This window comes from Halomonas ventosae, assembly GCF_004361885.1.
In the GTDB taxonomy this organism is placed as follows: domain Bacteria; phylum Pseudomonadota; class Gammaproteobacteria; order Pseudomonadales; family Halomonadaceae; genus Halomonas; species Halomonas ventosae_C.
The window spans coordinates 21,021-33,635 of record NZ_SNWH01000007.1; the positions used below are offsets into that span (position 1 = coordinate 21,021).

Genomic DNA, 12,615 nt, shown 5'->3' on the forward strand with positions numbered 1-12,615 from the left:
CTCGCCGGTCTATTCGCCGGACGCCACCCGGGGTCAGGCGCCCCGGGCGATGACATCCTGTTCGGCCTGCTGCTTCTGGCGCACCTTGCCGCGGATCAGTCGTTCCAGATCATCCACCAGGTGGTCGTTGCGCAGCTTGCTTGCCGGTTTGCCGTCGATGTAGACGAGGTTGGCAGGGCTGCCGCCGGTGAGGCCGATATCGCTCTCCTTTGCTTCGCCCGGGCCGTTGACCACGCAGCCGATAACCGAGACATCCAGCGGCGTCATGACGTCCTCCAGGCGCTCCTCGAGCGCGTTCATGGTGGCGATGACGTCGAAGTTCTGGCGCGAGCAGCTCGGGCAGGCAATGAAATTGATGCCCTTGCTGCGCAGGCGCAGGCTCTTGAGCATGTCGTAGCCGACCTTGATCTCCTCGACCGGGTCGGCGGCCAGGGACACGCGGATGGTGTCGCCGATGCCGTCCATCAGCAGCATGCCCAACCCGATGGAGGACTTGACGGTCCCCGAGCGCAGCCCGCCGGCCTCGGTGATGCCCAGGTGCAATGGCTGCTCGATGCGCGTGGCCAGGTCGCGGTAGGCAGCCACGGCCATGAACACATCGGAGGCCTTGACGCTGACCTTGAAGTCGGGGAAGTCGAGGCGGTCGAGGTGATCGATGTGGCGCATCGCCGACTCGACCAGGGCCGCGGGAGTCGGCTCGCCGTACTTCTTTTGCAGGTCCTTCTCCAGGGAGCCGGCGTTGACGCCGATGCGGATCGGGATGCCGTTGTCGCGGGCGGCTGAGACCACGGCGCGCACGCGATCTTCCTTGCCGATGTTGCCGGGATTGATGCGCAGGCAGTCGACGCCCAGTTCGGCGACGCGCAGGGCAATCTTGTAGTCGAAGTGAATATCGGCCACCAGCGCGACCTCGACCTCGCGCTTGATGCGTCCGAACGCCTCCGCGGCGTCCATGTCGGGCACCGAAACGCGCACGATGTCGGCGCCGGCGGCCTCGAGCTGGCGGATCTGTGCCACGGTGGCGGTTACGTCCAGGGTGTCGGTATTGGTCATACTCTGCACGGAGATGGGAGCATCGCCCCCGACCGGTACGTTGCCGACATGGATCTGGCGTGACGTGCGACGAATGATGGGGGATTGTGCGTGCATGGCGACGGACTCATTCTCCCAGAGTGAAGCGGGCGACGTTATTGGCCCCGGCGCGGGCTTGCAGGTCTACCGGCTTGCCGCCCCACACCAGCTCGACGCCGGTGGCATTGCCCACGGTCAGGCGGAACGGCGGTTCGCCCTCGACACGCGCCGTGGTGCCGGGCTCCTGAAGGCCGACGAAGACCCGCTGGTTGCTGGCATCGAAGATCTCGGTCCAGGACTGTTCGTTGAAGGTCAGCTCCAGCACTCGCCTATCGGCAGCCGTAGCCTCGGCTGCGGGCTCGGCTGTCGTTTCGGGCTCGGCCTCCCCGGCTGCTCCGCCATTGTTGGCATTGTTGGCGATGCCATTGTTGTCGGCGACGCTATCGTCGGGTGCCGGCGCCTCTGCCGACGAAGCCGCCGCGTCGGTCGACATCGCCGGCTCGGCAGCACCCGGTGCCCCGGCAGGGGCATCGCTGGGCGAAGTGTTTTCGACCAGGCCAAGGTCGCTGTCTGGCTCGGGCAGCGGCGGCAGGTCGGTCTCGCCGCGGGTGTCCTCGGTGACGGCGGTGCTGCCATCCAGGCTATCCACCGACACCGGCCCGGTGTCGCCGGGAGCGGGCGGCTGGCTGCCGCCGCGGCTCTGCCACCACATCAGCGTCAGCCCGATCAGACCGGCGATCACCAGCAGGGTGACCAGGCGGAACAGCCAGGCGCCCAGGCGCGAGGGTGGGCGGGTGATCTGCACCGGGGTGATGCGGTGTTCGCTCTCCTGGCTGGCGAAGCGCGCCTTGTAGGATTCCAGCACGGGGCGCTCGTCGATGCCCAGCAGGTGGGCGTAGCTGCGCAGGTAACCACGGCGATAGGCCGCCACGGGCACTTCTTCGTAGCTGTCGGCCTCCAGCCCCTCAATCACCGCCACGCGCAGGTTGAGGGCGGCGGCAACCTCTTCGCGGTCGAGGCCCTGGGCCTCGCGTTCGCGACGTAGCATCTCGCCAGGAGACGCCTGGCGAGATACGCTCTCGACGGCATCATCGGTGTGAGTGTCGCTCATGGCTGAGCATCCTTCATCAGTAAACGGTGGTCAGGGCCTGGCACGGCATCACTCCAGCAGGTCGGCATAGAAGCTGGCGCTGGCGGCATCACCGCGGCGTTGGGCAATGTCGCGGGCCAGGCGCAGGGCCTCGGCTCGTGGACCGGCCAGGCGCATGTAGGTTTCGAGCTGCTGTTCGGCGCGCACCAGGTTGCCTTGGGTGTACTCGAGCTGGGCCAGCAGCAGGTAACTGCGCGGGCGCCGCGGATCGATAGCTTGAGCGCGGGCCAGGCTCTTGCGAGCGGCCTTGACATTGCCCATCTCGAGCCGGCACTGGCCGAGATTGGCGAACAGCTGGGCTCGGCTGTCGTACTGGGTATCGCGGGAGGCCTGCTCGAGCTGTTCGCAGGCCTCTTCTAGGCGGCCTTGATCATACAGGAACGCGGCATAGTTGTTGCGTGCCCGGGTGAGCGAGGGGTCGGCCTCGATGGCACGACGGAAAGTCGCGTCGGCAAGCCTGGCCCCCCCCTGGCGCTGATGGACCATGGCCATGGCCTGCAGCGCCTGGGCATCACGCGGGTTCATTTCCAGGGCGCGGCCCAGGGCATTCATGGCGCGCGATAGGTTGTCGCGCTCGAGATAGGCGATGCCGAGTCGGGTATAAGCCTCGGCGGCCTCCTTGTCACTTCCCCCGGAGAGGCTGGTCTGGGTGGCGCAACCGGACAGCCACAGCGAGCCCAACAGCATGGTGGCGGCAGGTATCAGCCTCATGCCGGTCATGCGTGGGCGACGGGTCATGGCATCCTCTCCAAGGGGACAAGGAACCGCTGGCCGCGGGTGGCTTTCACCACGCGGCCGACGGTAAAAAAGGCCTGTCCATCAAAGCGCCGAGCCCGCTTGAAGTCAAGGTAACCCCGGCTCAGTCGGCGTCGATCTGGATGGACTGGATATAGCGCTCGTGGCGCTTGGTGCGGTCCTTGACCCGGCCCACCAGTTGGCCGCAGGCGGCATCGATGTCATCGCCACGGGTGGTGCGGATTGGTGCTGTGTAGCCCAGCTCATAGAGCCACTGCTGGAAGCGCACCACCTGATTGCGCGAGGGCTTCTCGTAACCCGAGTGCGGGAAGGGATTGAATGGGATCAGGTTGATCTTGCACGGCAGCTCCTCGAGCAGGACGGCGAGTTGCTCGGCATGCTCCTGCTGGTCGTTGATGTCCTTGATCACCGTGTACTCGATGGTCACCATCCGCGTGTCCTGGCACTTGGCCAGGTAGCGGTGGCAGGCATCGAGCAGGCTACGGATGTTGTACTTGCGGTTGAGCGGTACCAGCTCGTTGCGCAGTGCATCGTTGGCGGCATGCAGCGAGATGGCCAGGCTCACGTCGAGCTCGTCGCCAAGCCGGTCGATCATCGGCACCACACCGGAGGTGGAGAGCGTGACACGACGCTTGGAGAGGCCATAGCCGTCATCGTCGAGCATCAGCTTCATCGCTGGGACGACGTTGTCATAGTTGAGTAGCGGCTCGCCCATGCCCATCATCACCACGTTGGTGACGGGGCGATGGGCGGTGTCGCGGCGCGGGCCCACGCTGCGCTGGGCCACCCACACCTGGCCGATGATCTCGGCGGCGGTGAGATTGCGCTGAAAGCCCTGCTTGCCGGTGGAGCAGAAGCTGCAATCCAGCGAGCAACCGACCTGGGAGGAGACGCACAGGGTACGACGCCTGCCGTTGTCGGCGGGGATCAACACCGTCTCGACATAGCTGCCATCCTCCACCTCGAGCACCCACTTGCGGGTGCCGTCGCTGGAGGTGCCCTCGTAGACCACGCCCGGGCCGCGGATTTCGGCAACCTCGGCCAGGCGCGAGCGCAGCGCCTTGGAGAGGTTGGTCATGGCGGCGAAGTCATCGCAGCCCTCGATGTGGATCCACTTCATCACCTGGGCGGCGCGAAACTTCTTCTCGCCGATGGAGAGGAAGAAGGCTTCCATCTCCTCGCGCTTCATGCCGAGCAGGTTGGTGAGACGGGGAGCAGTGGTGGCGGTCATGGCGGTCAGCGCGGGAATATCTCGTTCGCTTCGAAGAAATAAGCGATCTCACGCTCGGCGGACTCCGGGGAGTCGGAGCCATGCACCGCGTTGGCATCGATGCTCTCGGCGAAATCGGCACGGATGGTGCCCGGCACCGCTTCCTTGGGGTTGGTGGCGCCCATCAGGTCACGGTTCTTGGCGATGGCGTCCTCGCCCTCGAGCACCTGCACGACCACTGGGCCGGAAGTCATGAAGCCAACCAGATCCTTGAAGAAGGGGCGCTCCTTGTGCTCGGCATAGAAGCCACCGGCCTTCTCCTCGGAGAGCTGGAGCATCCTGGCCGCCACGATCTTCAGGCCTTCCTTCTCGAAGCGGCTTTCGATCTCGCCGATCACGTTCTTGGCGACGGCATCGGGCTTGATGATGGACAGGGTGCGCTGGTTGGCCATGAGGGCGTGTCTCCGCTTGGTTGGTCAATGATGTGGTGATGGATGGATGCAGTGGCGATGGATAGCGCCGCGTCGCCTCTGGCTCCGCAGGGGAGAGGGCGGCGCGGCGGATCGGATGATATGGCCGGCGGTCTTGCAGCGAGCGCCGTCGGGGCGAGGAGTATAACGCTGCGTGCTGGCGTTGAACAATCGTTCAGACGCTGAAGCTCATTCGTCAGACGCTGAAGCTCTCGCCGCAACCGCACTGGTCCTTGACGTTGGGGTTGTTGAAGCGGAAGAAGCGGTTGAGGCCTTCCGAGACATAGTCGACCTCGCTGCCATCGAGCATCTCCAGGGCCTCGGGGGCGACGTAGACCGTGACGCCGTGCTCCTCGAAGGTCACGTCGTCGTTGGCCGCCTCGTCGGCGAAGTTAAGCACGTAGCTGTAGCCGGAACAGCCGCTGGGCTTGACTGAGACGCGCAGGCCAAGCCCGTGGCCCCGCTCGTCGAGCACCCGGTGGATCTGCTCGGCGGCGGCAGTGGTGATCGAAAGGTGTGCCATGGTCTCTCTCCTAACGTGGTGGGATTAGACCGCCCGGCGAGGCAGCCCGTTGAGGGCGTGTCGCAGGCTATCCAGTGTGCGGTTGATGTCATCCTGGGTGGTGAAGCGGCCGAAGCTGAAGCGCAGCGAGGCCAGGGCCAGCGAGCGTGACAGGCCGATGCCCTTCAGCACATAGGAGGGCTCGACGCTTGCCGAGTTGCAGGCCGAGCCGGTGGAGAGCGCGATATCGCGCAGCGCCATCAGCAGCGATTCGCCCTCCACGCCTGCGAAGGCCAGGTTGAGGATGTTGGGCACCGCCACCTCGACCGCGGTGTTGCGGTGAATGCCGTGGATATCGGCAATGCCCTCGAGCAGGCGGTCGCGCAGCGCGGTGATGCGCGCCTGATCGGCTTCGCCCTCGGCAGCGGCGATGGTGAAGGCCTGGCCCATGCCGGCGATCTGGTGGGTGGCCAGGGTGCCCGAGCGCATGCCGCGCTCATGGCCGCCGCCGTGGATCAGCGCCTGCAGGCGGATGTCGGGGCTGCGCCGCACGTAGAGAGCGCCGATGCCCTTGGGGCCATACACCTTGTGACCGGAGAGCGACATCAGGTCGATGCCCAGCCGGCCGACGTCCAGCGGGATACGCCCCACCGCCTGGGCGGCATCCACGTGGAAGACCGCTCCACCGGCATGGGTGACCTCTGCCAGCGCCGCTAGGTCGTGGATGACCCCAAGCTCGTTATGCACGGCCATCAGCGACACCAGCACGGTGTCCTCGCGCATCGCCTCACGCAGCTGTGCCGGGCTGATCCGCCCGTCGCGGTCCGGCGTCAGCCAGGTCACCTCGAAGCCCTCGTCCTCGAGTGCCGCGGCGGTGTCGACCACCGCCTTGTGCTCGATGATGGAGGTTACCAGATGGCGCCCACGTGCCCGGTTGGCGCGCATGAAGCCAGTCAGCGCCAGGTTGTCGGCCTCGGTGGCGCCGCTGGTCCAGACGATCTCACGGGGGTCTGCGGCGATCAGGTCGGCGACTTGGCGGCGGGCGCTCTCCACGACCTGTTCTGCCTGCCAGCCGAGCATGTGGCTGCGCGAGGCGGGGTTGGCAAAGATGCCGTCGAGGGTCAGGTGGTGGCTCATGACCTCCGCCACCCGCGGGTCGACGGGGGTGGTGGCGGCGTAATCGAGGTAGACGGGTGCGCTCATGGGTTCGCTGTTCTGATCGTCAAATCGGGATGGTGGGCTCAGGTATCGGAGCCGCCGGCTCAGCTGGTGGAAGCCAGGATGCCCTCGTTCCAGCGGCCGCGCTGGCGGCTGGCGATGGCCTGGATCTCCCCGCGCTCGGCCAGCTGGGCCAGGGTGACCTCCTTGAGGAAGCCGTGGATGTGCTCTGAGAGCTCGCACCACAAATGGTGGGTCAGGCAGGTGTCGCCTTGCTGGCAGTCCGAGAGTCCGCCGCAGCGGGTGGTGTCCACGGACTCGTTCACCGCCTCGATGACCTGAGCCACGGTGATGCCCTCCGCTGCTTGGGCCAGCAGGTAGCCGCCGCCCGGGCCACGCACGCTGTCCACCAGGCGGGCACGGCGTAGCCGCGCGAACAGCTGCTCCAGATAGGAGAGCGAAATCTCCTGGCGTTTGGAAATGTCGGCGAGGCAGATGGGGCCGGTGTCGGCATTCATGGCCAGGTCGAGCATGGCGGTGACGGCGTAGCGTCCCTTGGTGGTCAGGCGCATGACGAATTCACCTCGGCACCGACCCATGGGTCGGCGGTCTATGAACGTGATCCGGCATTATGGTAAAGACCGAGTATCCTGGTCAACCATTGCGCCGTCGTGGGGCGGCATCGACCGCCCGCTGGCCCTGTGCCGCGTCCTCGCTGTGCTGCTCTTCCGGGGGCGGGGGGCAACAGCTATCGACGTCGGCGAGGATGTTGGCGAAGTCCTCATCGCGCAGTTTCGGCAGGCGGCCGTCGCGGTAGCTGGCGTCGACCTTGCGCAGGGTCATGCACATGCGCTCGATGCGCTCGTCCACGGCGTGCATATGGTCGAGCATGGCCTGGATGGAGCGGGCCACCGGATCGGGCATGTCCTGGCTGACACCGTAGGCGTCGAAACCGAACTTGCGGCGCATCGCCTCGCGGCGCGCGGGGTCCACTTCCGGCTCCTCGGCCTGGTCGGGCTCGGCACGCTTCACGACCTTACCGGGGATGCCGACCACCGTGGCCCCGGCGGGCACCGCCTTGGTGATCACGGCGTTGGAGCCGATCTTGGCCCCAGCGCCGACCGTGAACGGACCGAGGATCTTGGCGCCGGCGCCGACGATCACGCCGTCTTCCAGGGTTGGATGGCGCTTGCCCTTGTTCCAGCTGGTGCCGCCCAGTGTCACGCCTTGATAGAGGGTGACGTCGTCGCCGACCTCGGCGGTCTCGCCGATCACCACGCCCATGCCATGGTCAATGAAAAAACGCCGGCCGATTTGCGCGCCGGGATGGATCTCGATGCCGGTCAGCCAGCGCGAGAAGGTGGACAGGGTGCGCGCCAGCCACTTGAGGTTATGGCGCCATAGCCAGCTACCCAGGCGATGGGCGAGTAGCGCATGCAATCCGGGGTAGTTGGTCAGCACTTCCAGGAAGTTGCGTGCCGCCGGATCGCGGGCGAATACGCTGTTGATGTCCTCGCGCAGACGTTCAAGCATGCAGCGGTCCTTAGGTGACGGGGCGGTGGGCGGTGGCTTCATAGTGAGGGCGCGATGGTCCGGCTTCAAGCGACAGGCCTCCATTACTCATGGTGCTCGACCTGCTGCTCGGTGGCGGTGAGGATGCCGCGCAGGATATTGAGCTCCATCCGCTCGGGGCGTGCGCGTAGGGTGAAGCGGCGCAGTCGAGCCATCAGCTGTCGCGGCGTGGCTGGGTCGTGGAAACCGATGGCGACCAGGGTGCGCTCCAGGTGCGCGAAATAGTGCTCAAGTTCCTCATGGCTGGCCAGCGGCTGGGACGGTGGCGCCTCGACCTGGGCCGCCGTTTCCTGCTGGCCCAGCCAGGCCTGGCGGCATTCGTAGGCCAGCACCTGCACCGCGGCGGCCAGGTTTAGGGAGCTGAAGTCGGGGTTGGCGGGGATATGCACATGGGCGTGGCAGCGCTGCAGTTCGCTGTTGGTCAGTCCGCTGTCCTCGCGGCCCAAGACCAGGGCGACGCGCGCCTCGGGGCTGGCCAGCTCTTCTGGCAGCCGCTCGCCGAGCGCGCGGGGCGTGATCATCGGCCAGGGCAGAGTGCGCGAGCGGGCGCTGGCCCCGACGACCAGGGTGGCGTCGCCCACCGCCTGCTCCAGTCTCTCCACCCGGCGGGCGCTATGCACGATGTGGTCGGCCCCTGAGGCGCGGGAGACGGTCTCGGCGGTGAGCGGCGCGCAGCGCGGCGCCACCAGGGCCAGATCGGACAGGCCCATGTTGTGCATGGCGCGGGCGGTGGCGCCGATGTTGCCGGGGTGGCTGGTGCCAATCAGGACGATGCGGATGCGCTCGAGCATGGAGGGCCTGTGGATGCGGGGGGAGGCGGGCGATTCTATCACGTCGCTCCGGGGCGTCGAATGGCACGCCCCGCGCGCTTCTGCTAGGATGCGCGCCGACCCGTTCTTTAACACCCCTGACTCCCCAAGGCCCGATCATGCATCCGATGGTCCAATTCGCGCTGCGTGCGGCGCGCAGCGCCGGCGAACAGTTCCTGCGCATCCGTGAGCGCATCGAGAACTCCCACCAGGAGCACAACCTCGACCGCCTGCTCGAGGATGCCGCCCGCAATGCTGAAACGCTGATCGTGCGTCAGCTGGCCCGCGGCTATCCCCAGCATGGCGTCCAGGGGCGCTTCACGCCTCACCGTGCCGGCGAAGGCGAAGGGGTCGACACCCTCTGGCGTATTGAACCTTTCCACGGCTACTCCAACCTCTGCGTCGCCTCGCCCGGTTTTGCGCTGTCGGTGGTCTGTCTCGTCAAGGGCCGCCCGGAGCATGCGGTGATGATCTGTCCCTTCAGCGATGACGAATACCTGGTCAGCCGCGGCCGTGGTGCCCAGCTCAACGGCAAGCGCCTGCGCGTGACGAAGAATACCGCCGTGGCCGGCACCCGTATCGCCATGAGCCTGCCCGAGACCTGGTTGCGCTCGCGCTTTCTGCCCAGCTACCTGACGCTGATGCAGCAACTTGGCCCGCAGATCGAACTGCAGCGCGCCTCGGGCAGTGGCCTGCTCGACATTGCCGAGCTGGCGGCGGGGCGAGTGGATGCGGCCTTCGTGCTGGGCCTGGAGGAGCAGGACCTGCACGTCGGCTCGCTGCTGCTCAAGGAGAGTGGCGCCTTGATGGGCACTCCCGATGGCCAGCCCGGCGTGGTGCCCGAGGGCCAGCTGATGGCCGCCGGACCGCGCCTCTACAAGGCCCTGGTGCAGCAGCTCAAGCCGCACTTTTAAACTGAAGAACAACACCCCCGCGACCAGGGCCGCGGGGGTGTTGTGTTTCTGGAGGGAGGAGAAGCATCAGGCTGCCTCCCAGCTTCCAGCTGTCAGGGGAGCTCCTCGACCTCGGGATCTTCCTTCTTCGGCGGGATCAGGTCTTCGCGATCGAGCTTGAGCGGCAGCAGCAAGGCGGAGGCCACGTAGATCGACGAGAAGGTACCGACCACCACGCCCAGGATCAGCGCCAGGGCGAAGTAGTGGATCATGTCGCCGCCGAGCAGGAATAGCGCCAGCAATACCAGCAGAGTGGTGCCGGAGGTCGCCAGGGTGCGCGACAGGGTCTGATTGATCGCTTCGTTGAAGATGGTCGGCATGTCGTCGATGCGTGACTTGCGGATGGTCTCGCGGATGCGGTCGTAGACCACGATGGTGTCATTCAGCGAGTAGCCGATCACCGCTAGCAGGGCGGCCAGCACCGTGAGGTCGAACGCGAACTGGAACAGCGAGAAGAGGCCGACGACGATGATCACGTCGTGCAGCAGGGCCAGTAGGGCGCCGATGGCAAACTTGTACTGGAAGCGTGCCGCGACATATAGCATCACGATACCCAGCGCCACCAGCAGGCCCATGCCGCTCTGGTCGCGCAACTGGCCGCCGACCTGAGCGCCGACGAACTCAGCGCGCACCAGGGAGACATCGTTGCCGGCCTGCTGCAGCAAGGCTACCACCTGATCACCGACCCCAGCCTCGAAGGCCTGTTGCAGGCGGATCAGCACCTCGTTGGAGGCGCCAAAGGTCTGCACCGCGACATCCTGGAAGCCGGCCGTCTCTAGCGCCTGTCGCACCGAGGCGAGGACAGGCGCGGTGGCGAAACGGACCTCCACCAGGGTGCCGCCGGTGAAGTCCAGCCCCAGGTTGAGCCCCAGCAGCAGCAGCGCGACCACAGAGACTAGCAGCATCGCCGCTGAAATCGCGAAGGCGACCCGGCGGTGGCCCATGAAGTCGAACTGTCTTTGTTTCAGGGATTTCATAGGCACCTCTTATATCCAGAGCTTCTTGATGGGCTTGCCGCCATAGCACAGGTTGACCATGGCGCGGGTCACCATCAGAGCGGTGAACAACGAGGTCAGGATGCCCAGTGACAGCGTCACCGCGAAGCCCTTGACCGGCCCGGTACCGATGGAGAACAGGATCAGCGCCACCAGCAGCGTGGTGATGTTGGCATCGATGATCGAGGTGAAGGCGCGCTCGTAGCCCGCATGGAGGGCCTGTTGTACCGAGAGCCCGGTGCGCAGTTCCTCGCGGATGCGCTCGAAGATCAGCACGTTGGCATCTACCGCCATGCCCAGCGTCAGCACGATACCGGCGATGCCGGGCAGCGTTAGAGTGGCGCCGAGCAGCGACATGGCCGCCACCAGCAGGGTCAGATTGAGCGCCAGGGCGACGTTGGCGAAGATGCCGAACACCTTGTAGCGCAGCAGCATGAACAGCACCACCAGCAACAGACCGACCTGTACCGACATGATGCCGCGCTGGATGTTCTCGGCGCCGAGGCTTGGCCCGATGGTGCGTTCTTGGGCGAAGTAGATCGGCGCGGCCAGCGCGCCGGAACGCAGCAGCAAGGCGAGCTCCGCCGCTTCGGTGGGCGAGTCGAGCCCGGTAATGCGAAAGCTGTTGCCCAGGGCGCTCTGGATGGTCGCCAGGCTGATGATGCCGCGCTCCGTGTAGGGTTCGCGCTCGATAACGGCTTCGCCATCCACCATCCGTGTGACTTCGCGTGTCTTGTGCTCGATGTAGAGCACCGCCATGTTGCGGCCGATGTTGGTGCGGGTGGCCCGGTTCATCAGGGTGCCGCCGGTGCCATCCAGATTAATGTTGACCTGGGGGCGGCCGTTCTGGTCGAAGCTGTGGTTGGCATTCGCGACGCTGTCGCCGGTGATGATCACATCGCGCATCAGCTCGGCGCTACGCGAAGGATTGTTGCGAAACGGGAAGGTTTCGGTCTCGTTCTCCGGGGTGTCGGGACGTGCCTCGAGGCGAAACTCGAGGTTGGCGGTGGCCCCGACGATGCGCTTAGCGGCCGCGGTGTCCTGGACGCCGGGCAGTTCCACCACGATGCGATCCGGCCCCTGGCGCTGTACCAGCGGCTCGGCCACGCCCAACTCGTTGACCCGGTTGCGCAGGGTGGTCAGGTTCTGGTTGATGGCGTAGTCCTGTAGCTCGTTCACCGCCTGGTCGGTGATGGTCATCACTAGCCGAGCGCCACGCGCAGCGTCCTCGCTGGCGTAGTTGAAGTCAGGGAACTCGCGGGCGATCAGGCGGCGCGCCTGGTCGCGGTCTTCGGCATTGGCGAAGGTCAAGGAGATGGTGTGCCCTTCGATCTGGGTATCGCGGTAGCGGATCCGTTCGTCGCGCAGCAACTCGCGCATGGCGCTGGCGTTGACCTCGAGACGCTGCTGCAGAGCGGCGTCCATGTCGACTTCCAGCAGGAAATGTACGCCGCCACGTAGGTCGAGCCCCAGGGTCATGGGCGAGGCGGAGAGCGACTGCAGCCAGGCCGGCGTGGACTCCGCCAAGTTTAGCGCTACCACGTAGTCGCCGCCCAGCATCTCGCTGATGCGATCGCGAGCCCTGATCTGGTCGTCGGTGTCGGAGAGGCGAATCAGTACGCTGTTGGGTTGGCTCTCCACGGCCTTGATGTCGATGCCGGCCTCGCTCAGAGAGGTACGGATGCGCTCTAGCTGGCGCTCATCGATGGTGAAATCGCCGCGGTCGCTGCTGATCTGCACCGCCGGGTCCGGGGGGAAGAGATTGGGGAGGGAATAGACTAGGCCGGCGAGGAGCACGACGAGTATCAGCAGATACTTCCACAGGGGGTAACGGTTGAGCATGGGGCCCTGCCCTCAGGTTGCGGACGTTGGAGGCTGACGTGGCGACCGGTGAGGGCGGGAGCCGGTCGCGCGGCTCCTGCCGCACCGGCCGCAGGACGGCCCCCCGCCGCGCCTCTCGGGAGGTTGC

Annotated in this window: 13 protein-coding genes; 1 reads left to right on the plus strand and 12 read right to left on the minus strand. The window is 66.1% G+C overall.

Annotation, left to right across the window (positions count from 1 at the left end; genetic code table 11):
* Nucleotides 1-33: 33 nt before the first annotated feature.
* The 10 genes from ispG to DFO68_RS07380 all read right to left on the minus strand — a co-directional run bounded on the left by ispG (nt 34) and on the right by DFO68_RS07380 (nt 8,680).
* Nucleotides 34-1,149: a flavodoxin-dependent (E)-4-hydroxy-3-methylbut-2-enyl-diphosphate synthase gene (ispG, locus tag DFO68_RS07335; protein WP_133483013.1), complete on the minus strand. Its 1,116-nt coding sequence runs from the start codon at nt 1,147-1,149 to the stop codon at nt 34-36.
* 10 nt (nt 1,150-1,159) lie between these two features.
* Nucleotides 1,160-2,182, minus strand: coding sequence for a RodZ domain-containing protein (locus DFO68_RS07340; RefSeq protein WP_133483014.1), 1,023 nt, complete (start codon nt 2,180-2,182; stop codon nt 1,160-1,162).
* A 48-nt stretch (nt 2,183-2,230) separates the two neighbouring features.
* A complete protein-coding gene (gene pilW, locus DFO68_RS07345) occupies nt 2,231-2,959 on the minus strand; it encodes a type IV pilus biogenesis/stability protein PilW (protein ID WP_133483015.1) in 729 nt (242 codons plus the stop codon).
* Nucleotides 2,960-3,080: 121 nt separating this feature from the next.
* Nucleotides 3,081-4,208 (minus strand): 23S rRNA (adenine(2503)-C(2))-methyltransferase RlmN, encoded by a 1,128-nt coding sequence (gene rlmN, locus DFO68_RS07350; protein WP_133483016.1) that lies wholly within the window; start codon nt 4,206-4,208, stop codon nt 3,081-3,083.
* 5 nt (nt 4,209-4,213) lie between these two features.
* Nucleotides 4,214-4,639 (minus strand): nucleoside-diphosphate kinase, encoded by a 426-nt coding sequence (ndk, locus tag DFO68_RS07355; RefSeq protein ID WP_133483017.1) that lies wholly within the window; start codon nt 4,637-4,639, stop codon nt 4,214-4,216.
* A 214-nt stretch (nt 4,640-4,853) separates the two neighbouring features.
* On the minus strand, nt 4,854-5,180 hold the full coding sequence (locus DFO68_RS07360) for a HesB/IscA family protein (protein WP_133483018.1): 327 nt from the start codon (nt 5,178-5,180) through the stop codon (nt 4,854-4,856).
* 24 nt (nt 5,181-5,204) lie between these two features.
* A complete protein-coding gene (locus tag DFO68_RS07365; protein ID WP_133483019.1) occupies nt 5,205-6,362 on the minus strand; it encodes an aminotransferase class V-fold PLP-dependent enzyme in 1,158 nt (385 codons plus the stop codon).
* A gap of 59 nt (nt 6,363-6,421) precedes the next feature.
* On the minus strand, nt 6,422-6,889 hold the full coding sequence (gene iscR, locus DFO68_RS07370; protein WP_133483020.1) for a Fe-S cluster assembly transcriptional regulator IscR: 468 nt from the start codon (nt 6,887-6,889) through the stop codon (nt 6,422-6,424).
* A gap of 82 nt (nt 6,890-6,971) precedes the next feature.
* On the minus strand, nt 6,972-7,850 hold the full coding sequence (gene cysE / locus DFO68_RS07375; RefSeq protein WP_133483021.1) for a serine O-acetyltransferase: 879 nt from the start codon (nt 7,848-7,850) through the stop codon (nt 6,972-6,974).
* A gap of 83 nt (nt 7,851-7,933) precedes the next feature.
* Nucleotides 7,934-8,680 carry an RNA methyltransferase gene (locus DFO68_RS07380; RefSeq protein WP_133483116.1) on the minus strand — a complete coding sequence of 249 codons (747 nt, stop codon included), beginning with the start codon at nt 8,678-8,680 and terminating at the stop codon, nt 7,934-7,936.
* A gap of 137 nt (nt 8,681-8,817) precedes the next feature.
* Between DFO68_RS07380 and DFO68_RS07385 the strand changes: the two genes are divergently transcribed.
* On the plus strand, nt 8,818-9,612 hold the full coding sequence (locus tag DFO68_RS07385; protein WP_133483022.1) for an inositol monophosphatase family protein: 795 nt from the start codon (nt 8,818-8,820) through the stop codon (nt 9,610-9,612).
* Nucleotides 9,613-9,704: 92 nt separating this feature from the next.
* Here the strand turns inward: DFO68_RS07385 and secF are convergent, their stop codons facing one another.
* Together secF and secD are read right to left on the minus strand one after the other, a co-directional pair.
* Nucleotides 9,705-10,628 carry a protein translocase subunit SecF gene (gene secF / locus DFO68_RS07390; protein ID WP_133483023.1) on the minus strand — a complete coding sequence of 308 codons (924 nt, stop codon included), beginning with the start codon at nt 10,626-10,628 and terminating at the stop codon, nt 9,705-9,707.
* A gap of 9 nt (nt 10,629-10,637) precedes the next feature.
* Entirely contained in the window at nt 10,638-12,488 is a 1,851-nt protein-coding gene (gene secD / locus DFO68_RS07395; RefSeq protein WP_133483024.1) for a protein translocase subunit SecD, read from the minus strand.
* Nucleotides 12,489-12,615 lie beyond the last annotated feature (127 nt).